Origin of the sequence: Spongiactinospora sp. 9N601, assembly GCF_044326295.1 — a bacterium.
GTDB classification, from domain to species: Bacteria; Actinomycetota; Actinomycetes; order Streptosporangiales; family Streptosporangiaceae; genus Spongiactinospora; species Spongiactinospora gelatinilytica.
Genome location: NZ_JBIRBB010000010.1, coordinates 115,642 through 141,968, shown reverse-complemented (window position 1 = coordinate 141,968; position 26,327 = coordinate 115,642). Strand labels below are relative to the sequence as shown.

At 73.4% G+C, this 26,327-nt stretch carries 17 protein-coding genes; 15 read left to right on the top strand and 2 right to left on the bottom strand.

The window, feature by feature from the left end; translation table 11 throughout:
• Positions 1-83 precede the first annotated feature (83 nt).
• The 7 genes from ACH34R_RS24625 (at position 84) to ACH34R_RS24595 (ending at position 8,245) form a co-directional block, all read left to right on the top strand.
• Entirely contained in the window at positions 84-1,886 is a 1,803-nt protein-coding gene (locus ACH34R_RS24625; RefSeq protein ID WP_397563873.1) for a substrate-binding and VWA domain-containing protein, read from the top strand.
• A gap of 183 nt (positions 1,887-2,069) precedes the next feature.
• Positions 2,070-3,662: an RNA polymerase sigma factor gene (locus tag ACH34R_RS24620; RefSeq protein WP_397563872.1), complete on the top strand. Its 1,593-nt coding sequence runs from the start codon at positions 2,070-2,072 to the stop codon at positions 3,660-3,662.
• Between the two features lie 253 nt (positions 3,663-3,915).
• Positions 3,916-4,299, top strand: coding sequence for a hypothetical protein (locus ACH34R_RS24615; protein ID WP_397563871.1), 384 nt, complete (start codon positions 3,916-3,918; stop codon positions 4,297-4,299).
• Between the two features lie 2 nt (positions 4,300-4,301).
• Complete coding sequence (locus ACH34R_RS24610; RefSeq protein ID WP_397563870.1) at positions 4,302-5,417, top strand: GNAT family N-acetyltransferase; 1,116 nt, start codon at positions 4,302-4,304, stop codon at positions 5,415-5,417.
• Between the two features lie 242 nt (positions 5,418-5,659).
• On the top strand, positions 5,660-6,487 hold the full coding sequence (locus ACH34R_RS24605) for a glycosyltransferase family 2 protein (RefSeq protein WP_397563869.1): 828 nt from the start codon (positions 5,660-5,662) through the stop codon (positions 6,485-6,487).
• Between the two features lie 4 nt (positions 6,488-6,491).
• Entirely contained in the window at positions 6,492-7,439 is a 948-nt protein-coding gene (locus tag ACH34R_RS24600; protein WP_397563868.1) for a glycosyltransferase family 2 protein, read from the top strand.
• Positions 7,436-8,245 carry a polysaccharide deacetylase family protein gene (locus tag ACH34R_RS24595; RefSeq protein ID WP_397563867.1) on the top strand — a complete coding sequence of 270 codons (810 nt, stop codon included), beginning with the start codon at positions 7,436-7,438 and terminating at the stop codon, positions 8,243-8,245. The genes ACH34R_RS24600 and ACH34R_RS24595 overlap by 4 nt, the downstream gene beginning before the upstream one ends.
• 2,290 nt (positions 8,246-10,535) lie before the next feature.
• On the opposite strand, the gene ACH34R_RS24590 is transcribed toward ACH34R_RS24595, so the two are convergent.
• Entirely contained in the window at positions 10,536-11,477 is a 942-nt protein-coding gene (locus tag ACH34R_RS24590; protein ID WP_397563866.1) for a glycosyltransferase family 2 protein, read from the bottom strand.
• A gap of 146 nt (positions 11,478-11,623) precedes the next feature.
• Between ACH34R_RS24590 and ACH34R_RS24585 the strand changes: the two genes are divergently transcribed.
• From ACH34R_RS24585 to ACH34R_RS24570, 4 genes are all read left to right on the top strand, one after another.
• Complete coding sequence (locus ACH34R_RS24585; RefSeq protein WP_397563865.1) at positions 11,624-12,847, top strand: DegT/DnrJ/EryC1/StrS family aminotransferase; 1,224 nt, start codon at positions 11,624-11,626, stop codon at positions 12,845-12,847.
• Between the two features lie 92 nt (positions 12,848-12,939).
• The gene (locus ACH34R_RS24580) at positions 12,940-14,055 is read left to right on the top strand and encodes a glycoside hydrolase family 26 protein (protein WP_397563864.1); all 1,116 of its coding nucleotides are present in this window, start codon (positions 12,940-12,942) and stop codon (positions 14,053-14,055) included.
• Between the two features lie 53 nt (positions 14,056-14,108).
• The gene (locus tag ACH34R_RS24575) at positions 14,109-18,137 is read left to right on the top strand and encodes a glycosyltransferase (RefSeq protein ID WP_397563863.1); all 4,029 of its coding nucleotides are present in this window, start codon (positions 14,109-14,111) and stop codon (positions 18,135-18,137) included.
• Positions 18,137-18,523, top strand: coding sequence for a hypothetical protein (locus ACH34R_RS24570; RefSeq protein ID WP_397563862.1), 387 nt, complete (start codon positions 18,137-18,139; stop codon positions 18,521-18,523). Before ACH34R_RS24575 ends, ACH34R_RS24570 begins: the two co-directional genes overlap by 1 nt.
• Here the strand turns inward: ACH34R_RS24570 and ACH34R_RS24565 are convergent.
• The gene (locus tag ACH34R_RS24565) at positions 18,456-19,925 is read right to left on the bottom strand and encodes a PLP-dependent aminotransferase family protein (protein ID WP_397563861.1); all 1,470 of its coding nucleotides are present in this window, start codon (positions 19,923-19,925) and stop codon (positions 18,456-18,458) included. The two genes, ACH34R_RS24570 and ACH34R_RS24565, sit on opposite strands and share 68 nt — an antisense overlap.
• Before the next feature lie 59 nt (positions 19,926-19,984).
• Between ACH34R_RS24565 and ACH34R_RS24560 the strand changes: the two genes are divergently transcribed.
• From ACH34R_RS24560 to ACH34R_RS24545, 4 genes are all read left to right on the top strand, one after another.
• A complete protein-coding gene (locus tag ACH34R_RS24560) occupies positions 19,985-20,659 on the top strand; it encodes a pyridoxamine 5'-phosphate oxidase family protein (RefSeq protein WP_397563860.1) in 675 nt (224 codons plus the stop codon).
• 79 nt (positions 20,660-20,738) lie between these two features.
• Entirely contained in the window at positions 20,739-22,769 is a 2,031-nt protein-coding gene (locus tag ACH34R_RS24555) for a serine/threonine-protein kinase (RefSeq protein WP_397563859.1), read from the top strand.
• Positions 22,770-22,879: 110 nt separating this feature from the next.
• Entirely contained in the window at positions 22,880-24,739 is a 1,860-nt protein-coding gene (locus ACH34R_RS24550) for a protein kinase (RefSeq protein WP_397563858.1), read from the top strand.
• A gap of 129 nt (positions 24,740-24,868) precedes the next feature.
• Complete coding sequence (locus tag ACH34R_RS24545; protein WP_397563857.1) at positions 24,869-26,299, top strand: hypothetical protein; 1,431 nt, start codon at positions 24,869-24,871, stop codon at positions 26,297-26,299.
• Positions 26,300-26,327 lie beyond the last annotated feature (28 nt).

Below are 26,327 nucleotides of genomic sequence, written 5' to 3'. Positions count from 1 at the left end.
TCAGGAACATTGCCACCTGTCTCTGGATAGGGTGTCCCCCCGCATCCACCGAACGGCTCAATAAGGATCAAGAAGAGGACACCGTGGGCGGACGCCACCGCACAGACGACTCCGGCGCGGGCGACTACGGGTACCGGCCGCCGCGCCGACGGACGAGCGCCGGGCGCGTGCTCGTGCCGCTCGCCGGTTCCGTCGCGCTCGCCGTACTGCTGGGCGTGGCGGCCTTCGTGATCGTCAACCGCGACGACGGCAAGGGCCAGGGCCAGGCCCAGGGGTGCGCGGGCGGTGAGCTGGCCGTACGGGTGGTGGCCGCGCCGGACATCGCGCCGGCGGTGAGCGCGGTCGCGCAGAAGTACAACGCCGCCAAGCCCGCCGCGGGCGGCAAGTGCGTGCGGGTCGGCGTGCAGGCGCAGTCCGCGCCCAGGGTGGCGAACGCGCTCGCCGGGAGCGGACTGACGGCCGGGCGGACCGACGCGGACCTGTGGATCCCGGACTCGCGCATGTGGCTGGACCTGATGCGGGCACGCGGCGCGAAGCCGCCGGCGGCCGAGGATTCGATCGCGGCCTCGCCGGTCGTGCTGGCCGCCTCCCAGGACGTGGTCGGGGGCCTGCGGCGCACGCTGGGCGAGCCGAGCTGGGCGCAGGTGGCCGCCGCCGCCGACGTCACCGACCCCGACGGCCTGGCCAAACAGGTGCGCGTGGTCACCCTGGACCCCCGCCAGAACGCGGCCGGCCTCGGCGCGGCCCTGGCCGCCGCCGGAGTGCTGCGCGCGGGCGGCAAGGAGGACCGGCTGATCGGCGCGCTCAAGCAGCTCTCCCGGTCGCTGGCGGGCTCGCCCGAGTCCCTGCTGGCCAGCCTGGACGTCAAGTCGCGCAGAGCGCCGGTCGGCGTCGCCACCGAGCAGGGCGTCTGGAACTTCAACACCCGGCAGAAACCGGCCTCCCCGGTCGTGCCCCTGTATCCGCAGGAAGGGACCGTCAGCCTGGACTACCCGCTGGTCTTCACCGCCACCGACGCGGCCACGAAGGGCGCGGCCAAGAAGTTCGCGGCGGAGTTGAGCGGGGCGGCGGGCCAGAAGATCATCCGCGACCACGGGTTCCGCACCCCGGACGGGAAGGGCGGCGCGGCCCTGGCGGAGGACGCCGGGTTCGCGGCCGAGCCGCCGAAAGCGCTCGCCGCCCCGGACGCCAAGGCCGCCGCCGCGCTCACGCAGTCGTGGTCGCGCCTCAACCTGGGCACCCGCCTGCTGGCGCTGTTCGACGTGTCGGGCACGATGGCGCTGCCGGTACCGGGCGCGGGGGCCGACCGGATGCGGGTGATCTCGCGGATCGGCACCGAGGGGCTGCGGCTGTTCCCGCCGGACAGCGAGATCGGCGTCTGGGAGTTCTCCACGCACCTGGACGGGCAGGGCACCGACCACCGCGAGATGGTGCCGGTCGGCCCGCTCGCCGAGAAGGTCGGCGGGGTGCTGCGCAAGGACCTGCTGGCCGGCCGGCTGGCGGAGGTACGTGCCCGGCCCACCGGCGACACCGGCCTGAACGACACGATCGCCGCCGCCTACGAGCTGATGACCGAGGACTACCGGGCCGACAAGATCAACACGATCCTCGTCCTCACGGACGGGGCGGGCAACGACGACCCGGACGGCGGCCTGTCCGACGAGGAGGTCGTGCGAAAGCTCAAGGAGCAGTACGACCCGGCCAAACCGGTCAGCATCCTGATCATCGCCTTCGGCCCGGACGCCCCCAAGGGCCGGGCGCGCATGGACGCCATCGCCTCGGCGACCGGCGGCGAACTGTTCATCGTCAAGGACGTGTTGCAGGTACGGAAGATCTTCGTGGAGAGCATGAAGCGCCGCATCTGCGCCCCGCACTGCGAGGACTGATCCCGCCCCGCAGCATGGAGGCGGACATTCCGCAGGGAATATGCCTTCTTGCTATGCCAGGACCATACATTTCTCGCCAGGACAACCCACCCCCGGGACGTAGGCGTCCAACGCACGTGGGGCCCTGGCGCGGGCAGGTGAACGAGACCCGCGGACGTGCCCGTTCTGCGTGGAGGAAGATCTGTGCCCGGATGGCCCAACACCGGTCGTAGCGATGACCACCTTCTGGCCGAGGCGCTGCGGCGCGCGGACGCGCACGCGCCCGCCGACCTGTACGACGCCTACGGCGAACGTCTCTACGACTACGCCTGCTCCCAGCTCCCCCGCCCGGAGGCGGCGGCCGAGGCGGTACACGACGCGCTGGTCACCGCGCACGAGGCGGCCGACCGGCTGGGCGATTCCAGGCGGCTGCGCGCCTGGGTGTACGCGCTGACCCGCCACCAGTGCGCCGCGCGGTCGCGCCGCCGCGGCGGCGGCACCCCGCCGCTGAGCGCCCCGGTGCCCGGCGACCACGACGACGACCCCGAAGACGAGATCGACGACACCGAGCTGGCCGATCTGGTCTTCGAGGTGCTCGGCGAACTGGCCCCAGGCGAGCGGGAGGCCCTGGAGCTGGCCGTACGGCACGCGCTCGACGACGCCGAGGTCGCGGCCGTGCTGGGCCTGACCACCCGCCAGATCGGGGCCAGGCTCGGCCGCGCCCGCGACCTGCTGGAGCTGGCCGCCGCCGCGGTGGTGCTGGCCAGGGTCGGCCGGGCGCACTGCCCCGACCTCTCCGCCATGGTCGACTCCCTGGAGGGCCCGCTCCCGCCGCTGCTGCGCAAGCGGCTGTCCGCGCACATCGGCGGCTGCGAGGTCTGCCACGAACTGCGCCACCGGCACGTGTCGGCCGAGCGGCTGCTGGAGGCGGTGCCGATCGCCTACCCGCCGCTCTCGCTGCGCCGCCGGATGATCGACACCTGCGTGAGCCCGGACCGCGAGCAGACCAGGCAGGCGATCGCGAAGCGCACCGAGCGGCTGGACAAGGCCGGGTTCCCGATGCCCGCCGAACGCCGTTCCCGCCGCCGGCCGCGCCGGCTCACGGCGCTGGTCATCGCGGCCTCGTGCGTACTGGCCGCGGCGAGCGCGGTGGTCGTGGTGTACGGCACGGCCGAGCCGGCCGGTGTACGCGCCGCGCCCGCCCCCGGCGGCCCGTCCGTGTTCACCCCCGGCACGGAGCCCACCGCGGCGGACCAGGCTCCCGGCGATCCCCTCGAAGAAGAGACCGAGGAGCCGCCCACGCCCTCCACATCCGCCACCGCCCCCGTCACCGTGCCCACCGCTACGCCCACCCCGCGCCGTACCACCCGCCCCGCCACGGCCCGCCCCAGGACCTCACGCAGGCCCCCGGCGGTGAGCGCCCGGCTGGCCGTCTCCTGCCCCGCCGACCTCGGCACGTCCGGCGCGGGCCTGATCCAGCTCGCCGCACGCGGTTCGGCCGTCTCCTGGAACGCGTCGGTGTCCGGCGAGATGGGCCTTTCGGCCCGCCGCGGCAGGCTGGCCGCCGGGAAGGGCGCGAGCGTGTGGATCACCGTCGATGATCCCGGCGCGCCGGGTGACGGCCAGGTGTCGATCAGTTCCAACGGCGGCGGCAGGACGTGCGCGGTCTCCTGGCCCGGACAGGACGTCGAGGCCCCCGAACCGCCCCGCGACACGCCGGAGCCGCCCGGCCCCGAGCCGTCCGAGTCGGCACCCGCCCCCTCGCCCCAGGATGGAGGAGTCACGCAGAGCGACTGAGCACGGCTCCGGCCCTCCCAAAGTCAAGGCGCAGGCTGTCCGGAACTCCCCATACGATAGGGTATTTCACTCTTGTAAGATCGGCGGGGGGTATGTATGGAATAACGCTACGCTACGACGGCCTGATCAGGTAAACCATGTCCTGGTGGAACGCGTCGCCATTGACGGTCAATGGTGGAGTTGATCCTATGAACGGGTCAGTCCATTGAACAGGACGATCTACCATGCCCTGACTCAGCTTGCGGGAGCCTTGATGCGCACGTACCGGCGACTTCTCACGTGGGCGCTCACGCTCGCGTGCGCCGTGGGCGCCCTGATCGCGCTCGCGGACATCGACACCCCGCTGCGCTTCGTCTTGACCCCCCTTTACCTGCTCGTGGTCCCCGCAGTGGCGGCAATCGGCCTACTGCGGGATCGCGATGGCATCTCGGCACTAACCTTTGGTACGAGCGCGAGCCTCCTGGTCAATGTGCTGCTCGCGCAGGGGATGCTCATTTGGGATGCGTGGTCCCCCCGTGCGGCCGTGGCGACGATCGGCGCACTCGGGGGGTTCCTGTACGTGCTGCGCTTCCTGCATCGAGGCGATACGGGGATGCGCCGGAATGTGAGCTCGGCAGAGGGGATGGGGGCACGTTGAGCATGTCCATAACGATCGTCCGGCCCACGGACCTCGGTCCTGCCGAGACCGAGCGGTGGCGTGCCCTCCAGCAGGCCGATCCGGCCCTGGACAACGCGTTCCTGTCGGTGGAGTTCGCCCTGGCCATGGGCCGGCTCCGCGATTACGTCCGAGTCGCCGTCATCGAGGACGGCGGGCGGATCGCCGGGTTCTTCCCCTACGAGCGGCACGGCTTCGGCGTCGGCAAGCCGCTCGGCGGGTTCCTGACCACCTGTCACGGCCTGATCTCGGTGCCCGAGCTGAAGCTCAACGCCCGCGAGTTGCTGCGGGCCTGCCGGCTGAACGTGCTGGAGTTCGACCACATGGTGGCGGGCCAGCCGACCTTCGCCCCCCATGAGGCCGACGTACGACCGGCCCCTGTGATGGACCTCACAGCGGGCTTCGACGCCTACGCCGAGCAGGTGCGCGCCAACTCGCCGAAGAACTACAAGACCGTGCGCTACAAGCAGCGCAAGCTCGGCCGCGAGCACGGGGACGTGCGGCTGGAGTGGGCCTCGCCCGACCCGGCCCTGCTGCGCACGCTGCTCGCGTGGAAGTCGCGCCAGTACCGCGACACCGGCCGCGTGGACCGGTTCGCCCAACCGTGGATCGTCCGGCTGACCGAGGAGATGCACGCCGCCGCGACTCCGGACTTCGCCGGGGTGCTGACCATGCTCTACGCCGGAGACGTGCCCGTGGCGGGCCACTTCGGGCTGCGCACGGCCACCTCGCTGGTCGGCTGGTTCCCCGCCTACGACCCTGAGTACGCGCGTTACTCCCCCGGCATCGTGCATCACCTGCTGATGGCGGAGCACGCCGCCGGGGCCGGGCTGCACCAGGTCGACATGGGCAAGGGCGGCCGGGAGTACAAGGACTGGTTGAAGAGCGGGGTCCTGCTGGTGGCGGAGGGCCGGATCGCCCGGCCGTCCGCCACGGCCATGATCCACTGGATCGGCAGGACCCCGGTGAACAAGGCGAGAACCATCGTGACCGACAGGCCGGAGCTGTACCGGCTGGCGGATCGCGTGCTCAAGGCCGCGGGCCGGCTGCGCGCGGGCGGCCGTCCACCGGCGAGGTCACAAAAACCCGTGAAACCCTAGGGAGCGCGCAAATCGCTCCCTGATCAGGCACGACAATCAGCACCACAGCTCACCGCAAGGCCGCACAGCTGCATCACCGCACCGAAACAGCACTGCACCGCACCCTCAGTCACCAGCGCCGCAGGATAGTTGATGATCCATAACTGGAATCGCATATTTTCACTGGCCGGCTCGCGCACGAGGCCCGGGTCCGTCTGGCGGTCTGCGCCGGCGACCGATCACCCGGAAGGAAATCCCTCACGATGAGTCCCGATACCACCAAGCACAACGGCCATGCCCACGTGACGCCCCTGCGACCGCCACCGCCGCTGGAGCGTTTCACTCCGGTGACGCCGCATATCGCGATCACTCCCACCGTGAGCGTGGTGGTACCCGCACTGAACGAGGCGGAGAACCTCCCGCACGTGTTCGCCACGCTACCGAACTGGATCAACGAGGTCGTCCTGGTGGACGGCAACTCCGTGGACGAGACGGTCGCCGTCGCCCGGCGGCTGCGGCCCAGCATCCGGATCGTCACCCAGCAGGGCAAGGGCAAGGGCGACGCCCTGGCCGCGGGCTTCGCCGCCTGCACGGGCGACATCATCGTGATGATCGACGCCGACGGCTCCACCGACGGCCGGGAGATCGTCCGATTCGTCGGGGCGCTCGTCACCGGGGCCGACTTCGTCAAGGGGTCGCGCAACCTCAACGGCGGCGGCAGCGATGACCTCACCCATGGCAGGCACCTCGGCAACAAGGCGCTGACCTGGCTGGTCAACCTGCTGTATCGGGCCCGCTTCAGCGATCTCTGCTACGGCTACAACGCGTTCTGGGCCCGTCACCTCGACACGCTCGCCGTGGACTGCGACGGCTTCGAGGTGGAGACGCTGATGAACATCCGCGCCCACCGGGCCGGGCTGCGGGTCGTGGAGGTACCGAGCCACGAGCGGGTCCGGGTGCACGGCACGAGCAATCTGAAGGTCACCAGGGACGGCATCCGCGTGCTTCGCACCATTCTGCGCGAGTGGCGCCGGCCCCTGCCCGCTCCCGAACCCACCACCACCCGCGCGGCCGACCAGGGCGCCGCGTAGCCCGATGAAGAGCAGTGTCGTCATCTGCGTATACACGGAGGAGCGATGGGACGACATCCGTGAGGCGGTCGAGTCCGTCCGGGCCCAGCGGCGCGCGCCGCACGAGCTGATCCTGGTGGTGGACCACAATCCGGATCTACGGCTCAAACTGAAGCACGAGTACCCGGACGCGATCGTCGTGGCGAACGCGCACGACCAGGGGCTCTCGGGCGGCAAGAACACCGGCGCCGAGATCGCCACCGGCGACATCGTCGCCTACCTGGACGACGACGCCGTCGCGGCCCCGGGCTGGCTGGAGGCGTTGGAGGAGGGCTTCCAGCAACCGGGCACGGTCGGCGTCGGCGGGCGCACGTCACCACTGTGGGCGACCGGACGGCGCCCGCGGTGGTTCCCGCACGAGTTCGACTGGACGGTCGGGTGCTCCTATACCGGGATGCCCGCCCGCCGGGCCCGGGTGCGCAACGTGATGGGCGGCAACGCCGCCTTCCGCAGGGAGGCGGTGACCGATGCCGGAGGGTTCCGCTCCGGCATCGGCCGCAGCGTGCAGGGGCGCAAGAGCCGCCCGCTGGGCTGCGAGGAGACGGAGTTCTGCATCCGGCTGACGCAGCGCAGCCCGGAGGCGGTGATCTGGTACGAGCCCGCCGCGCTGATCGGCCACAAGGTCTCCGCGCAGCGGTCCCGGTTCGCCTACCTGCGGACGCGCTGCTACGCGGAGGGCCTGTCCAAGGCGCTGGTGGCGGCCAGCGTCGGCGCCGGCGACGGGTTGTCCAGCGAACGCTCCTACGCGACCAGGACCCTGCCGCTCGGCGTGCTGCGCGGCCTCGGCGCGGCGCTGCGCGGCGATCTCGGGGGACTGGGCCGGGCGGGCGCGATCGTCGTCGGGCTGGCCTGGACGACGTGGGGTTATGTGGTGGGCACGGTACGCCTGAAACTGCACGGCGGCCCGTCGTGACGCGTGTGCCGATCCTGATGTACCACTCGATCACCGACACGCCGACCGCCGAGACGCGCCCGCTGGCCGTACGGCCGGGCGACTTCGCCGACCAGCTCGGCTATCTCAAGGACCGCGGCTTCACGCCGATCACCTTCGGCGACCTGGCCGCCGCCCTGCACGGAAACGGCCGGAAGCCGCCCACAAGGCCCGTCGTGATCACCTTCGACGACGGCTACGCCGACTTCCACCGCGAGGCGCTGCCGATCCTGACCCGGTTCGGCGTGCCCGCGACGGTCTTCCTGACCAGCGGGTGGCTGCGCGACGCCGGGCCCGACGCCGCGGGCCGCCCGCTGGACACCATGCTGAGCTGGGGCCAGGCCAGGGAGGCGGCCGACAGCGGCATCGAGATCGGCGGGCACAGCCACAGCCATCCGCAGCTCGACCAGCTGCCCGGCCCGGCGCTGCGGCAGGAGCTGCGGCGCAACAAGGCGCTGCTGGAGGACCGGCTCGGGCGTCCGGTCACCACGATGGCCTATCCGTTCGGTTACTCCAGCGCGCGGGTGCGCGTGGAGACGCGCGCGGCGGGGTATCTCGCGGCCTGTGCGGTGGGCAACGCGATGACCACTGAGCGGCACGACGTGCTGGCGCTGCCCCGGCTGACGGTGAGCCGGGGCACGGGGATGGGCAGGTTCCGCAACGCCGTGGAGGGCAACGCGGTTCCGCTGATCTACCTCAGGGAGCGCCTGCTGACCAAGGGATACGCGGTGGTGAGGAGGACACGGTACGCGGTGCGGCAGGTGCGGCAGGTAGCGCACGGTGAGTGAGCGCGGGGGTCTCGCCGGGGGGCAGGCGACCCGCGCGGGCGGGCTTTGGTCGCGGATGCGCGACCGCCTGCCGTCCGACCTTTCCGACCCGCTGCTGCGCAGCGCCTACGCCCTGATGCTCAACGCGGGCGCGGGCGCGATCATCGGCCTGGCCTACTGGGCGGTGACCGCCCGGGTCTTCGACGAGCGGGACGTCGGCGTGGCCCTGGCCATCCTGGCCGCGATGCGGCTGCTGGCGGCGATCACGTCGTTCGGGTTCGTCGGCACGCTGACCCGGTTTATCCCGCAGACGGGGCGGCGCAGCGGGCAGTTCATCGTGCTCGTCTACACGGTCGGCGCGGGCCTGGCGCTGCTCGGCTGCCTGATCTTCTTGCTCACCCTGGACATCTGGGGCCCGACGTACGGCCTGCTGTCCGGCTTCGGCGCGGGCGTGGTGTTCACCGCAATGGTGATCGTCTGGAGCGTCTGCACGCTCCAGGACGTCGTGCTGACCGCCCTGCGCCGGGCCCCGCTGGTCCCGATCGCGAACCTGGTCTTCTGGGTCGTCCGGTTCGGCGTGCTGGTCGGCGCGGCGGTGGTGCTGCGGTCCGGCGGCGCGGCGGTCTCGTGGGCGGTGTTCCTGGCCTGGATCGCGCCGGGGCTCGCGGTCGCGGTGTGGGTGAACTTCCTGATCTTCCGCAGGCTGGTCCCCGAGCACGCCAAGCGGACCGGCGTCGGCAGGAACCTCACGGTGCGCCAGATCGGGCGTTTCCTGGCCGGCGACTACACCGGCTCGATCTTCACGCTGCTGCTGAACTACGGGCTGCCCGTACTCGTGGCCGCCCAGGTCACCCAGGAGATGAACGCCTACTACGGGCTGACCATCACGCTCGGCGCGATGCTGGAGATGCTGAGCTACACGATGGCCTCCTCGCTGACCGTCGAGGGCGCGTTCGACGCGGCCAAGCTGGGCGACAACTGCCGCCGGGCGCTGCGCCGCACGTTCGTCATCCTGACCCCGCTGGTGCTGGGCGCGGCGGTGTTCGCGCCGGTCGCGCTGATGCTCTACGGCGGCGGCTACGCCGAGCACGCCACCACGCTGATGCGGCTGATCGCGCTGGCCGCGCTGCCCCGGGCGATCGTCGAGCTGTACCTGGGCGCGCTGCGGGCGCAGCGCCGGGCGCGGACGATCGTGGTCGTCCAGGCGGCCATGGCGACGCTGGCGATCGGCGGCACGCAGGTGCTGCTGCCGAAGTACGGGATCACCGGCGTCGGGATGGCCGTCCTCGGCGGTCAGACCGTGGTCGCGCTGGCCGTGCTGCCCGGCCTCCGCAAGATCATCGGACGGCCGGGCGAACGCTCCCGCGCGCTCGCCTTCGCACTGCGGTGGCTTCCCGCCCTCGCGCTGGCCGTGGCGCTGCACCTGGGTGCGGGCGGGCCGCCGCTCGGCGGCATCGGCTCGGCGGCGGCCCTGGACATGGCGGCCGGGGCGCTCGGCCTGCCGGACGCCGCCGCGCTGTACCCATGGCTGCCGCTCGCCGTGGCGCTGGTCTGCCTGCCGCCGCTGTCGCTGCTGTTCCGCAGGCTCGGCGCGGGGCCCGGGGCCGAGTCGCCGGCCCTGGTGCTCTTCGTGGCGGCGCACTGGGCGCTGGCCCCGGCCTCACCCGCGCTGCACCTGCTGCTGCTCGCCTGGGTCACCTGGGCGGCCGTCACGACCCGCTGGCTGGTCACCGTGGCGGCGGCCGAGCTGATCGAGCCGTTCCGGCGCACGCCGGGGCTCCCGCGGGGGCCGGTGCCCTGGCTGGTCCCCGGGGAGCTGCGGTCCACCGCCAGCCGCGCCGACCGGGTGACGGTCACCGTGCTGCTGATCGGGCTCGCCCTGACCGCGGCGGCCCTGCACCCGCTGGGGCCCGTGCTCATGCTGACGGCCGCGCTCGGCCTGGTGGCGGTGCGCAGGCTCGGCGGGGAGTGGCCCGGCGGGTGGCCGGTCGCACTGGGGGCACTGGCCGCGCTGCTCGCGGGCCTGCCGGCGGCCCTGCCACCGGGCGGGGGCACGCCGGCCCCCGCGCCGCTGCTGTGGGCCACCGCCGCCGTGGCGGCGCTGTGCCTGGCCGGTGTGCTGCGCAGGGTCCGGCGCGGCCTGTCCGACCGTACGGCGTGCGTGCTGGCGCTGGCGTGCCTGCCGCTGGCCGTGCCGGCCGCGACCGGGGCGGTGGAGATCCCGCTGGCGTCGGTGCTGACACTGGCCGCGCCGTTCGCGGCGCTGCTGGCGGCGTACGCGGTCTTCCCGGCCGGGCCGGCCGGGGGGCGGTCAGGGCGCGCCGAGCCCGCGCGCCTCCATCGTCCGGACGACCCAGGCGGGGTTCAGCCGGAAGAGCGCGACCACGGCGACGCCGTAGGACCGGACCTCCCGGGGGTCGGTCAGAAAAGCGCGTAGCGCCCAGCGCAGCGCCTCGCCCCTGCGGGCCACCGCCACGCGGGTGAACGCGACCTGCCCGGCCAGCCGCGCGAAGCCCCGGCGCGACCGGCGGATCTCCGGGTAGCGCTCCAGCAGCCACAGCAGGGCCTCGGCGATCACGTCCCAGCGGCCCGCGAAGTGCGACTGCGCGTGCATGCGGACCCGCAGGTGCGGCTCGGGGACGTGCACGATCGGCGCGCTGCGCGCGGCGCGCAGCAGCATCTCGTAGTCCTCGCCGTAGCCCTTGGGGATCACCTCGGAGAACAGCCCGATCGCGTCGCCGGTCAGCGCGTCGCGGCGGGCCATGAACCCGGACGGGTGCATCGCGGGCTGCCTGCCGTCCAGCAGATCGGCGAACGGCACGCGCGGCTTTTCCAGGCGGATGTGCCTGGTCCAGTCGGCGTGCACGATCTGGGAGCCGCAGGTGCAGAAGGTGGCGTCGGGGTGCTCGCGTACGGCCTGGACCTGCGCGGTCAGCTTCGTGGACAGCCAGGTGTCGTCGTCGTCGCAGAACGCGACCCACTCCACGGCGTCGCCGAGCGCGAGGACGCCGCTGTTGCGCGCGCCGGGCAGGCCGCGGGTGCGGGTGTTGGTGGTGAGCCTGACCGGGCGGCGCGGGTCATCCGACGCCATGGCCGCGTCCGGCTCGGACCCGTCGAAGACGATCATCGTGGTGACCCTGCCGGGGTAGTCCTGACCGGTGATCCCGGCGATGGCCTCCTCGATCATCTCTGGGCGGTCGCCCCGCGTGCAGACGACGACCCCGATCTCCGGCCAGGCGGCGGACTGTGCCATGGAACACCAACAACTCTCTGCGCGTCGAAATCTCGCGGGTCCCGCCGAGCGCCGTCCCAGGGGTTTCGGCGATATGCCGCGACGCGGGGGATCTACCCTGGCTGAGGGTACAACGCGCGGAGCGAAGCACGTGGAGGGACCGCGAGATGAATACGTCGGCGACCGGCGGCAGGCCGGTGCCCCTGTCCGGCGAGAGGCCCGCCGCCAGGTCCACCGAGGGGCCGGCCGAGCGCCGGATCGGCCGCCGCTGCCTGTACATGCCGTCCGCCCGGCTCGGCCTGTACCTGGCCCTGCGCGGCCTGGTGCCGCCCGGCACGAGGGTGCTGATGTCCCCGGTCAACTGCGAGACCGTGATGTTCGCCGCGGTCGCGGCGGGCCTGCGGCCGGTGATGGCCCCGGTCTCCCCCGCCGACGGCACGATCGACGTGGGCCGGATCGACTGGGACGGCATCGGCGCGGTCGTCGCCACCCACCTGTACGGCCTGCCCGGCGAGATCGGACGGCTGGCCGCCGAGTGCGAGCGCAGGGGCGCGGTGCTGGTGGAGGACTGCGCGCACGCCTTCCAGACCGAGGTCACCGGCCCCGGCGGAGAGCGGCGGCACGTCGGCACGTTCGGCGCGGCCGGGGTGTTCAGCCTGGCCAAGCACCCGAGGGCGGGCGGCGGCGGGCTGCTCGCGGTGGACGACGACGTCGCCGAGCGGCTGGCGAAGGCCCGTGACGAACTGCTCACCGCGCCCGCCGTGGGCCGCGAGCTTCCCGCCGTGATCGCTCCCCTGGTCCGCGACGCGGTCTTCGCGCTGCGGCTCAGCGGGCCCGCCTGGCGGGCGGCGAAGGCGCTGCGGATCGAGGTCTCGCACGAGAACGACGAGGCCAGGGTCCGCGACCTCGCCGCGGCGGCCGATGACACCGACGATCTCGACCTGACCCGCTTCGACCGGTGGATGTCGGTGGGCGCGGGCGGCTACCGGGTGGCGCACAGCAGACTGCTGCGCGGCGCGGTGGCCCGGCGGGTACGCCTGGTGGACGGCCGGCGGGCGAGGCGGCGGCGGCTGGCCGGGGTGCGGGTGCTGAGCGCCCTGCCGACGGCCGCCACCGGCGTCGCGGCGTTCGCCGATCAGCCGCTGTTCCGTGTCCCGCTGCTGGTGGCGGACCGCGACGCGGCCAGGGCGGCGCTGGAGCGCCGCGGGGTCATCACCACCTGCCTGTACACCCCGCCGCTCGACGACGACTTCGGCCCCGGCCTGGCCGAACCCGGTCCGACCCCGCAGATCGCCCGCTGGTGGGCCCGGCACGCGCTGCCGGTCGATCCGCTACAGGCCGCCCGGGCGCTGCCGATCCTGCGCCGGTTGGTACCGGCTGTACACCCGTAGATACCGCACGTATATATCATCTTTATACGGGCGGCCTTAAACTTCTCCGGCCTCGGACCGAAATCAATCGAACACGTCTCGGAGTCGCCCCCATGCCCGCCCCCTCCCCGCGCAAGCACGCTCGTCCCCGCACCCGCGGGTGGAGCGGCAAGCGAATCCTGGTTCCGGTCGCCGCGTTGATCATGCTCGTCGGCGGTGGCGGAGCCCTGTACTTCCGTGCGGAGGTCGGTCCCTTGTTCACCTCGGCGCGGCCCCTGGAGACCGGCCGGGTCCCGGCCCCGCCCAAGGGGGACTGCACCGCGGCCCCCACGCTGAAGCAGGGGCCCGAGTGCGGCGCGTGGTTCGGCGTCTACGTCCCGCCGCGCGGTGACAGCCTGCTGGCCTCGCTCGACGCACTGGAGGGCGGTGTGGGGCGCAGGTTCGACATCGTCTTCGCCTATCACGACATGTCCACCACGGAGAACGGCCGGCTACTGCGCGGCGACGAGCCCGAGATCGGGCGCGACCGGCTGCTGCTGCTCGGCTGGGAGTCCGAGCTGTGGGACTCCGGGCGGAACATCCCGTGGCGGGACATCGCCTCGGGGGCGGTGGATCGGACGGTGATCGATCCGCAGGCGCAGCGGATCAAGGAGTACGGCAGGCCGGTGCTCATCGGGTTCGACGGGGAGATGGAGCTTCGGGAGGACAGCGGGAGCCCGGAGGAGTACGTGGCCGCGTACCGGCACATCGTGGACCGGTTCCGGGCGCTCGGGGTGGACAACGTGGCGTGGGTGTGGGGGGTCACCGGATACCTCGACTACCGGGATCAGTGGAAGGCGTTCTATCCGGGTGACACGTACGTGGACTGGATCAGCTACGACCCGTACAACTTCGCGCGCTGCCGGAACGCCGGGTGGCAGACGTTCGAGGAGACGGTCAGGCCCGCGCACGACTGGTTCGTCCGCAACGGGTTCGGCGACAAGCCGTTCGTGATCAGTGAGTACGGCACCGAGACCGATCCGGACCGGCCGGGGGCGCGCGGGGAGTGGTACAACGAGGTGCCCGAGGTGCTGAAGCGGCTGCCGAGGATCAAGGCCGTGCTCCAGTGGAACGCGGTGGACGCGGCGGGCTGCGACTTCCGGCTCGAAGGGCCCGGGGTGCTCCCCGCCTTCTCGGGAGCGGGCAGGGACCCCTACCTCAACCAGGATCTTCCCAAGAGCGGCTCCTGAAGACGAGTACAGTCGCACAAAGGCATCGGACGGGGGATCAAGGAAGGGCGGACGTGGAGGGCAGCAACACCGACGAGGGGCACGACGCGTCGGGCACCGGGCCGGAAGTACCCGCCACACCCCCCGCCCAGGCAGACCCCCGGCCTGACGCGGCCGGCGGTACCGTCGTGGTCTTCAGCGCCGCCGAGGTCGCCGCACTGGCCGCGAAGAAGCCACCGGCGGCCCCCGGCGCCCCCTCCCCCCAGGCGGCCCCGCCCCGCACCACGGGCGCCTTCGCCGACCGCCGCCCCACCACCCCGGCGCCCCCCAAGGGCGCCTTCGCCCGCCTCTTCGAGGAATCCACCGAAGGCCCGACTGCCGAGACCCCCGAGCCGCCCACCGCCGGCACGCCGGAGAACACCGTGCCCAGTGCAGCGGGGCCGCAGGCCGAAGGCAAGGCCGCCACCCCCGGCCCAACCGAGGCGGACGAGGAGCAGGCCACTGCCGACGAACCCGGCACCCCTGCACCCGCCACCGGCGCGGGCGAAAGCCCGGCGACCGAGGCGACCAGGCCGCAGGCCGGGGGCGAAGGCACCGCCTCCGACCCGACCACGGGCACAGCCGAGGCCGACGAGCCGGAAGCCGACCGCGAAACCACCGCATTCAAAGCCATCACCCTCGACACCGAAACCGGGGAGAGCGCGGCGGCCGAGGAGGGCGAGCCACAATCGGAGGGACAGGCCCCCGCCCCCGCGCCCACGGCGGCCGGGCCGCAAGCCGAAGCCGAGACCCCCGCCCCTATCGACGGGACAGGTGCGGCCGGGGCCGAAGAAGCAGAAGGCGACCGCGAGACCACCGCATTCAAAGCCATCACCGCCGACACCACGGCGGCCGAGGCAGAGGGCGACGGTGAGGTGGTGGTGGGCGAAGCCGTCACCACCGACGCCCCCGAAAAGCCCACCAAGAACGCGGCAGACGGACCCACCTCACCGGCGGACACCCCGCACCCGAGCACCGGGAAAGCCGCTAAGAGCACCACAGACAACGAGGAGCCCGCCAGGAGCGTCGTAGAGGGGGCCACTTCGCCGGCGGACACGGACGGCGAGAGCCCGGCAGACGGGCCCACCTCACCGACGGACACCACGCACCCGAACACCGAAAAGCCCGCCAAGAACACCACAGACAACGAGGAGCCCGCCAAGGGCGCCGCAGGCATGTCCGTCCCGTCGGGGGACACGACAGGCGACACCCTCCACCCACATCCCACCGAGGAGCCCGCCAGGAGCGCCGTAGAGGGGGCCGCTTCGTCGGCGGAGACGGGCGGCGAGGGTGTGGCAGATGGGGCCCCGGCGGTTGTCGGGGGGCCGACGTTGTCGGTGGTCGTGGTGGGTGGGGCGCGGGAGGGGTGGGAGCGGCTGCGGGACACGATGGGGGCGGTCGGGGCGCAGCGTACGCCGCCCGATGAGGTGATCCTCGTCATCGACCACAATGTGGAGCTGGCCGCCTGGTCCGCCACCGAGTTCGACGGTGTCACGGTACTGGCCCACGAGGGCACCCGGGGCACCGCCGCCGCGCGGAACCGGGCGCTGGCCGCGGCGCGTGGCGACGTGGTGGCCTTCCTGGACGACGAGACCGCGCCCGACCCCGACTGGACCGAACGGCTGCTGGAGGCGTACGCCGACCCCGAGGTGGTCGCGGTGCGCAGCCGGTTGGCGATCCGCTGGGAGGCGGGCCGCCCCAACTGGTTCCCGAACGAGCTGGCCTGGGTGGTCGGAGCGCCCTGCACGGGCGCGCCCGACGACGGCGGGCCGATCGACGACCTGTACGGCGCCGGCCTGTCCATCCGCCGCGAGACCCTGTTCGCGGCCGGTGGCTTCCCGGAGGACCTGGACCACCAGGCGGGCGGCATGCTCGCCGAGCCCCCCGCGGGCGCCAAGACCGAGCTACGGCTGCGGCTGCACGACCTCGCCCCCGGCGCCAAGCTGGTGCAGCAGCCGGCGGCGACGCTGCGGGTGCGCCTGGCCGCCCGGCGCGGCGGCATCGGCCATCTGGTGTCCAGGTGCGCGGCCGAGGGCAAGTCGCTGGCCGCCGTACCCCAGCGCGCCCAGGGCAGGGCGGCGCTCGGCGCGCACCTGGCCCCGATCCGGGCCGGTCTGCCCCGCGCGGTGTTCCGCACGCTGACCGCGACCGGCCCCCGCGACGTCAAGGCGTGGCGCGCGCTGGCCGCGATGCTGCTGGCGCTGGTCGCCACCACCGTCGGCTACCTGAACGGCAGGCTGCAGTCCACCCGGACCGACGAGATCCGCCGGACGAGCACCCTGACCTGGTTCGTCGCCCGCACGGCGCTGCCGGTGGCGACCGTCCTTTGGGGGCTGTCGCTGCGTTCGGTGGACCTGGACGCGATGACCGACCTCGGCCTGATCACGGTCATGCCCGCGACGTTCTGGGCCGCGATCGTCGTCATGGTCGCCGGGTTCGTCGCGTTACTGAGCGACAAGTTCGCGCTGGAGCTGTGGCACGCGGGTTACGTGCTGGTACTGATCGCCGTGCTGCACGCCACCCCCGCGCTGCTGTACCCGACGCTGCGCTACTCCTGGGCGTGGAAGCACGTCTCGGTCATCGACTACCTGATCAGGCACGGCGTGACCGACCCCGACCCGGGACCGCTGTCGGCCTACCACCAGTGGCCGGGGTTCTTCTCCTTCTTCGCCACGATGACCCAGATGGCCGGCCTGGACGACGCGCTGGACATCGCGAGCTGGGGACCGCTGGCCTTCAACATCGCGACCTTGCTGCCGCTGCTGCTGCTGTTCCGCACGGTGACCCGCAACCGGCAGCTCGTGTGGGGCGGGGTCTGGGTCTTCTTCTCGTGCTCGTGGGTCGGCCAGGACTACTTCTCGCCGCAGGCCACCACGCTGGTGATGTACCTCACCATCCTGGCGGTGATGGTACGCAGGTTCCGGCGCGGGCCGATCAGGGCGGGGGCCGACCCCGACGAGCTGGCCGCCGAGCCGCCGCCGATCACCTCGGCCCGCCACCGGCTGATCTGGGCCACGCTGCTGATGATGCCGATCGTGGCGATCACCTCGGCGCACCAGCTCACGCCGCTGATGCTGGTCGGGGCGCTGACCGCGCTGTTCGTGCTGAGGCGGTACCGAAACCTGGGGCTGCTGGTGGTCACCGCCGCGGTGGTCGCCGGGTGGGACGTCATCATCGCCTGGCAGGTGCTGGAGAGCCGGTTCAGCGACATCATGGAGTCGCTGGGCGACGCGGGCGGCAACCTCTCCGCCGGGCTGATCGCGCTCGGCACGGCGTCGCCGGGCCAGGTGATCGTGGCCTACGCCGACCGCGCGCTGTCGGTCGGCCTCTGGGGTCTGGCGCTGTGCGGGGCGTTCGTGCGGCGCCGCTGGCTGCGCCGTCCGGGCCTGCCGCTGCTGATGATCGGCGTCGCGCCGCTGGCCTTCCTCGCCGGGGGCAGCTACGGCGGCGAGATCATCTTCCGGGTCTACCTGTTCGCGCTGCCGCTGACCGCGCTGCTGGCCGCCGCGCTGTTCCTGCCCGCCCGCCGGGCGTGGGTGCGGACGCTGGTCCTCCCGGTCGTCCTGCTGCTGATGGTCACCGGTTTCTTCTTCGGAAACTACGGCAAGGAGCAGTCCAACTACTTCACCACGGACGAGGTGCACCTGGTCAGGGCGCTCCACCGGATCGCGCCGCAGCGCTCGCTGATCGTGGCGCCGACCTTCTTCCTGCCCGCCGCCTACGACCAGTACGAGCGCTATGACCACATCTGGCTGGACGAGTTGCCGCCGTCGCGCGACGCCGTACCGAACCTGCCCGGTCATGTGCCCACGCTGCCCGAGTTCGTGAAGGAGCCGAGGCCCGCGCTGATCGACCTGATGGGCGCGGTCCCGCCGGGCGCGAAGGCGTACCTCGTGCTGAACCGGGCGCAGCGGCCCGCGACCGAGACCGCGGGGATCTTCCCGAAGGGGACGATCGACCGGCTGATCCGGGAGATCTCGGGGTCCGGCCGGTTCCGTCAGGTGCTCGGCAACGACGGCGGCGTGGTCTACGAGCTGCTGCCGCAGACGAAGGCGGGGAAGTGATGAAGGCGAGCAGGCCCGCCCGCTGGCCGCTGCTGCTGCTCGCGGCGTCCGGATGGCTCGCCCTGCTGTCCACCGGGCAGGCGGCGGGATCGGCGCCGCGCGTCGCGGTGACCGTGCTGTTCCTGCTGGTGTGCCCGGGGGCGGCGGTGCTGGCACTGGCCCGCCCGCTGCTCGGGCCGCGCGACCACAGCGGCGACGCCATGGAGAGCGTGGCGCTGACGGTGACGGTGAGCGTCGCGCTCGGCATGCTGGTCACCGCGGGCTACTACATGACCGGCGCGTTCACGATGCCGCGCGCGGTGATGACACTGGCGGGGATCACCACGGTGGCCGCGCTCGGGGCGCTGGTGATGCCGGGGCGGCGCAGGCAGGGGGAGCGCCCTTGATGAGCGAGGCGATCACGGCGCAGCCCTTCCTGACGTCGGGCAGCGACGCCGAGCCGTAGCCGAGGACCAGGCCGTGTACGCGGACCGGCCCGTGGTGGTGGCGGCCGGTGGTGTCCACGAGCACGCCGCGCCGGGCCGCCCCCTCGGTGACCCGGTCCACGGCGTGGCCGGGCAGTTCCACCATGACGTGCAGGCCCGCCGTGTCGCCGCGGACCAGCGGGCCGAGGGCGGCCACGATGGCCTCCCGCCGCCTGGCGTACTCCAGCCGCATCCGCCGCAGGTGGCGGTCGAGGTCGCCGCGTTCGACGAGCACCGCCACCGCCGCCTGGACCGGCCCCGGCGTGCGGTCCGACAGCCGCGCGCGGGTCTCGCCCACAGCGCGCAGCAGCGCGGGCGAGGCCATCAGCCAGCCCACGCCCACGTCGGAGGCGAGCGACTTGGACATCGTGCCGAGCAGCACCACCGAACCGGGGTCCAGGCCGTACAGGGCGGGCAGCGGGGCCGCGTCGTAGCGGAACTCGGCGTCGTAGTCGTCCTCGACGATCACCGCCCCGGTACGGCGGGCCCAGTGCAGCAGCCGCTCCCTGCGCGAGATCGGCAGCCGCCCGCCGCAGGGGAACTGGTGGGCCGGTGTGGTGTAGACGAGCCGCAGGTCGCCGGGCAGGTCATCGACGATCAGCCCGTCCTCGTCCACCGGGCACGGCACGATCTCCGCGCCGCGGGCGGCGAAGATCGTGCGGGCCTTGGAGTAGCCGGGCTCCTCCACGCCGACGCGGTCGCCGGGGCGCAGCAGGGTGGCGGCGACCAGGTCCAGGCCGTTGCCGGTGCCCCTGGTGATCATGATGTCGGCCGGGTCCACCGGTACCGCCCTGGATCTGCGCAGGTGGGTGGCGAGGGCGTCGCGCAGGCGGGGCAAGCCGTACGGGTCGGGGCGGGAGGACAGCGGGACCTCGGCGGCCCTGCGCCAGGCCCGCCGCCAGGCCGCCTGGTCGAAGTCGCGCACCCACGAGGTGCCCGGGCGCAGGTCGATCGCGCCGTCCGCGGCCTGGTGGTAGTCGTAGGCGACGGCCGCGCCGGGCGGCCCGGCCCGGTCCGGGGCGAGCGGCGGCGCGGCCACGTCGGGCAGGTCGGCGACGTAGGTGCCGGACCCGTGCCGCCCTTCGAGCCAGCCTTCGGCGTAGAGCTGCTGGTACGCCTCCGTCACCACGGTCCTGCTGACGCCGAGCCGGCTCGCCAGGCCGCGCGTGGACGGCAGGCGCTCCCCCGCGGGCAGCACCCGAGCCCGCATCGCCGCGCGCAACTGGTCGCCGAGCTGGACCGCCAGGGACACCCCCGAACCGCGGGCCAGGACCAGCGGCAGGTCCGGCGTGCGGCGGACCTGCCCCTGGCGAGAAGTGGTCACCGATATTTCCCCCATAGTGGTTGTATTCTTCCAGTCCACTTCTCCGGCACAGTGCAGATATGGCCGCATCGCTCTCGCCCACGGCGCGTACCACCCTGCACCGCTCCAAGGAGCGCGGCAGGAGCGCGCGCGAAGACCTCTACGCCATCCTCGACTCCGGAGTCATCTGCCATCTCGGCGTGGTCGTGGACGGGGCGCCGATGGTCGTGCCCACCGGCTACGGCCGCCTCGATGACACGCTCTACCTGCATGGTTCCACGGGAGCGCGGTCGCTGCGCGGCGCGCTGGAGGACGAGATCTGCGTCACCGTGACCCACCTGGACGGCATCGTGCTGGCCCGCTCGATCTTCCACCACTCGGTGAACTACCGCTCGGCCATGATCTACGGCAGGGCGCGCCGGGTGACCGACCCGGACGAGCGCCTGGCCGGGCTGCGCGCCCTGTCCGAACAGCTCGCCCCCGGCCAGTGGGACGCCGTGCGCCCGCCGACCCGCAAGGAGCTGGCCGCCACCGAGGTGCTGGCGCTGTCGCTGGCCGAGGCGTCGGTGAAGGCCCGGCAGGGCCCGCCCGGAGACGAGCTGGAGGACTACGCGCTGCCGATCTGGGCGGGCGTGCTGCCGGTACGGATGTCCTGGGGCGAGCCGGAGCCCGATCCGGAGCTGTCGGAGCGGCTCCGGACTCCGGCGCACGTCGCGGCCCGGCCACCGTTGGGATCTTTGCCGCAAAAGATCTGAAAAACCGGTAAACCGACTGCCCGGCTTGGGCGTCTCCTGCTGCGGAACCCCCCGTTACCACTGCGACTGGAGGCCGGTCATGGCGGCAGACGGCGGCTGGAGCGTGCCCGGCTACCGGGAGGTCCGCGATCTCGGCGCGGGCGGCGGCGGCAGGGTCGTGCTCGCCGTCCACGAGGAGACCGGGACGCACGTCGCGATCAAGTACCTCGCCGAGCGGCTGCGCGGCCAGCCCGGCTTCCTCGGCCGGTTCCAGGACGAGGCCCGGCTGCTGTTCGGGCTGCACGGGGAGCCGAACATCGCCAGGCTGTACGAGTACGTGCAGGGCGACGGCGGCGCGGCGATCGTGATGGAGCTGGTGGACGGCGTCTCGCTGCGGGCCCTCCTGCGCGAGAACGGCGCCACCGGGCCCGAGGCGGCGCTGGTCGTGCTGAAGGGGTCGCTGCTCGGACTGGCCGGCGCGCACGCGCTCGGGGTCGTCCACCGCGACTACAAGCCGGAGAACGTCATCGTCACCGGCGAGGGCGCGAGCAAGCTGGTCGACTTCGGCATCGCGGTGCGCTCCGGCGGCGGGGAGGGCGCGGCGGGCACGCCGCCGTACATGGCCCCCGAGCAGTGGGCGGGCGCGCCGGCCACGCCCGCCTCCGACGTCTACGCCGCGACGGCCGTCTTCTACGAGTGCCTGACCGGGCACCGGCCGTTCCAGGCCACCACGCCGGACGTGCTGCGCTTCCAGCACGAGCACGCGCCGGTCCCGCTCGCGGAGATCCCGGAGGCGGTCCGCGGCCTGCTGGCCACCGGCCTGGCCAAGGACCCGGCGGCGCGCCCGGCCGCCGCCGCCCACTTCGTGGCCGAGCTGGAACGGACCGCCCGCGCCGCCTACGGCGAAGACTGGGAGGACCGTGGCCGCCGCCGGCTGGCCGAGCTGGCGCTGCTGCTCGTGGCGCTGTTCCCCGGCCGGGAGCAGGGGCCGCCGTCCGGCGGCAGCACGCTGTTCCGCACGGTGCTCGACGGCGTATGGCACAGCGCGCGCCGCAACGCCGGACGGCTGACGGCAGGCGTGGTGGCCGTGGCCATCGCCGCGGGGGTGGCCGGCTACCTGCTGGCCGGTGAGCCCGCCGCGCAGCGGATCGGCGTGGTGGCCGCCGCGCCCACCGAGACGGCGGCCCAGCCCGGCCCCGCCGGGCTCGTCTCGCCCCCCGCCGACACCACCGGCGCGGAGGACCTGCCACCGGCACCGCCGGACGAGGACCCCGTGCCGGGCGACCCCGGCGGTTCCCTGGACACGAGCGAGCCGCCGGTGGTGAGCGACCCGTCGGCGTCCCCGGGCGATGCCACCACGGGGCCGCCGTCCCCCGTGGGCACCCCGACACCGACGCCCACGCCCACCCCGGTGCCCGCGAAGGTCACCGATCTCCAGGTCAGCGCGCGGATGGCGGGCGGTGACCTGCGGGCCGTGGTGACACTGACCGCCGACAACGAGTCACCGGTGACGCTGCGCGCCGACGTGGTGTCCGCGGGCCGTACGGTGGCCGACCGGACGGCCACGCTCACCGGGGACACCTCCTACGAGCGGCGGATCACCCACACGTTCGCCGAACCGCCCTGCGGGACCACGGTGGAGGTCCGGGTCGCCGCGGGCGAGCGCACCGCGACCGCCCGGGTGCCGGTGACCTGCCCGCCCGCCGTCGAGTCGGTGAGCGTGCCGCGCGCCTCGGTGGGGCCGAAGGGCGACGCGACGGCGACCGTGGCCGTCCGGACCACCGGCGAAGGGGCGGTCACCCTGAAGGTGACCTTCACCGCGGGCGAGCGCAGCGCGGTCCGCACGCTGCGGCTGTCCGGGGAGGAGTCCTACACCCGCACGGTGTCCATGGCGCTGGGCCGCGTGCCCTGCGGTACGGCCTGGCGGGTGACCGCGGCCACCGCGCCCGGCGCGGCGAACGGCCAGGCCGACGCCTCGGGCACGACCGAGGCGTGCCCGCCCGCCGAGCCGGAGGAGCCCACCGAAGGCCCCGAGGACCCTCAGGATCCTCAGGTGGACACGCCGCCCGCGGACCGGCCGGAGGAAAACCCGCGAGATCCTATCGGCGTCCATGATTCCGTGATCAGATGAACACAGCAGAAAAGCACGAAATATCTGGTGATATAGGTGTTGTTCACACCCCTGGCTGACTAGGCTACGTCCGTCTTATCCGGGTGGGGGCCCAGGCATAAGGAGACCGCATGTTCGGGATGCCATCACCTTGGCAGGTCCCCGGATACACGGAGTTGCGCGAGCTCGGCTCCGGCATGTCCGGACGCGTGGTGATGGCCCGGCACAACGCCGACGGCGTGCTGGTCGCCATCAAGTACCTCTCCGAGGAACTACGCGCGGACATCGGGTTCGTGGCTCGCTTCCGGCACGAGGCACGGCTGCTGGAGACGCTGGACAGCCCGCAGGTGGCCCGTCTCTACCAGTACGTCGAGAGCGCCGACGGCGCCGCGATCATCATGGAGCTGGTGGACGGCGTCGCGCTGCGCGCGCTGCTGCGCGCCCAGGGGCCGACCGGGGCCGAGGCGGCGCTCACCGTGCTCAAGGGCGCGCTGCTGGGCCTGGCCGCCGCGCACGCGGCCGGGGTCGTGCACCGCGACTTCAAGCCGGAGAACGTCGTGGTGGGAGACGACGGCTCCAGCAAGCTGGTCGACTTCGGCATCGCCGTACGTTCCGGCGACGGGGAGAACCCGGCGGGCACGCCGCCGTACATGGCCCCCGAGCAGTGGGCGGGCGCTCCCGCCGCGCCCACCACCGATGTCTACGCGGCCACGGTCGTGTTCTTCGAGTGCCTGACCGGCACCCGCCCGTACCGCGGCTCCAACGCCGCCGCCCTGGCCCACCAGCACCAGACCGCGCCGGTCCCGGTCGAGGAGGTGCCGGCGCCGCTGCGCGATCTGGTCGCGCGCGGCCTCGCCAAGCAGCCGGCCGAGCGCCCGCCCACCGCCGCCGACTTCCTGAGCCGCCTGGAGGCCGTCGCCGAAGGCGCCTACGGAGCCGACTGGGAGAACCGCGGACGCCGCCGCCTGGCCGCGCTGGCGGGCCTGCTGGCGTTGCAGTTCCCCGGGGCCGAGCCGATGCCGGAGGCCGACAGCTCGCTCGCCCAGACCGAGTTGGGCGGCGGCGGCGACAAGGCCGGCGACGGCGGCTGGGGCGAGGGCGGCGACGGCCAGGCCGACGCGGGCAGGCGCGGCCGGGACGACCGGAGCGGCAAGAACCCCGACCTCGTCTCGCGCGATCTCCCCCGGCGGGTCGGCAACGCGCCGCTGCGCAGGCTGGGACTGAAGATGACCGTCGTCGTCGGCTGCATCGTCGGGATCGGCGTCGTGATGGCCTTCCTGATCAACGGCGCCGGCGGCGAGCCGGAACTCCAGGCGCAGAGCGCGTCACTGCCGCCCGCCGTGTCGGCCAGCCCGGTCGCCGTGCCGACCGAGGAGACGACGAGCGCCGAACCGACCGAGGAGGTCACCGAGGAGCCGCAGGCGGAGACGCCGTCGCCCGAGCCGACCCCCACGGCGAACACCCGCTCCGCCGTACCGCCCCCGCCGCCGAGCCGGGCCCCGCAGGCGTCCCCCTCGCCGGCCAGGTCCAAGACGCCGGCCGCCAAGCCCAAGCCGTCGGCCAAGCCGACCGCCAAACCCACGCGCAAGCCCACCGCCAAGCCGTCGGCCAAGCCGACCGGCGATGGGGAGCCGACCCTCGACCCGTCGGCCAGTTCCAACCCACGCGGCCCCGGCCTGTCGCCGCGGCCGACCCCCACGCCGACCAGCCAGGCCCCGACCCGGACGCCGCCCACGCGCACTCCGCCGACCCAGACGCCGCCGACGCGGACCGACGATGGCGAAGGCCCCTCCAACGGCGAGACCAGTGAACCGCCGAAGCCGACCGAAGAGCCCACCGAGGAGCCGGGCCCGTCCGACGAGAGCCCCGCGAGCGCCCTGGCCGTGCTTCCGGGCGGCCTGCTGGCGCTCGGCCTGGTGACGTCCGGCGCGGTACCGGTCACACTTGCGGTGAAGCGAGGTGTGGCGGGCCGGCATCGGAGGCGGCGGTAGACGCCCGTCCGAGACGGTGGTCGCCGGACGTTCTCCCGACCGGTCGCCAGGGTGGTCCACCGTCTTCGGAGCGGAGCCGGTGCCGGGCGGTTCGAGGGTTGCGAAAGGTACACGCAAGGGGACTCGGCGATGAGCGTGCACAGGGATGAGATCGCCGGCCACCGCCTGGCGGGGGGCGGGCGGCCGGGCGAGGTCGGCACCTTCTGGGAGGCCGTCGCGCCGGACGGGCGGCGGGTGAGCGCGCTGCGGTTCGACGCCGGGCTGGTGGCGGCGGGCTGGGCCCGGCAGCGGCTGGTCAGCGTGGTCACCTCCGACCAGCGGCTGGTCGCCGGCGGGCTGAGCGGGCTGATGCCGGTGCTGGACCTGGTCGCGGCGGGCGACGAGGTGTGGCTGCTGGCCGGGCATCCGGCCGGTCCGACCCTCACCGACCTGATCGAGCCCGCCATGGAGACGGGGCTCGACACGGCGAGCGCGGCTGCGGTGCTGGTGGAGTCGGCCGCGACGCTGCTGGCCGTACACGCGGCGGGGCTGGCGCACGGCTCGGTGCGGCCCGGCGCGGTGGTGATCGCCGAGGACGGCGCGCCCCTGCTGGCCGAACGCGGCCTCGCCGACGCGCTGCGCGGCCGTTCTCCCTCGCCCGCCCAGGACGTCATGGCGTGGGCGGCGCTGGCGCGCGGGCTGGCGGCGGTGTGGGCGGCGCACTCCGCGCCGGGCGCGGCGCTGCTGGACCGGGCCGCGGCGACCGCGACCGCGCAGGGCCTCGCGGCGGGGCGTGATGTGCTGCTGAGCGGCCTTGAGCACCTGCCCGGCGGGCACGCGGGCCGCGAGCGGCTGGCCGAGGCGGTACGGCGGTGGCGGTTCGCGCGAGACGAAGGCGTCATGGGCACCGGGCCGTACGGCTCGGCCGAGCGGGACGAGGGCGAGATCGTCACCCTCCTGCGCGTCCCGACGCCCGTCGCCGCCGACGCCTTCCCCACCCCGGAGACGCATGATCCGGCCCAGCCGACCGCCGGCACGCACGCCAGGAGCGAGGTGCGCTTCGGGCCCGGCGTGCCGCCCCGCAACGCCGCCGAGAAGATCTGGCAGTCCGGGCAGCAGACCGTGCACGGCGCCGAACGCCGCGGCGCCCAGCGGGCGGCGGCCGGGCGCAGACGCCGCAGGCTGGCGCTGAGCACGTCGGTGTTCGCGCTGGTCGTCGCGGCGGCGGTGCTGGCCTGGCTCCAGTTCACCGGCGGGCCCGCGCTCGTGGTGGAGGGGGTGAACGTCAAGGCCCCCAAGAAGACCCAGGGCTGCGACACGACGGTGACGATCAACGCCACGATCGTCACCAACGGGTCCGCGGGCGAGGTCCGGTACGAATGGCGGCGCAGTGACCGGGACGAGCCGATCGAGCAACTGGAGAACGTACGGTCGGGCACCTCGTCCTACCCGGTGAGCCTGAAGTGGACGGTCAAGGGCGAGGGGTCGTTCAAGGGCACCGCGACCCTGCGGGTGATCTCCCCGTTGCCCGAGGGCGGACGTGTGGAGGACAAGGCGACCTTCACCTACCGGTGCCGGTGACAGGTGCCGATGACACTGTTCGGAGCCA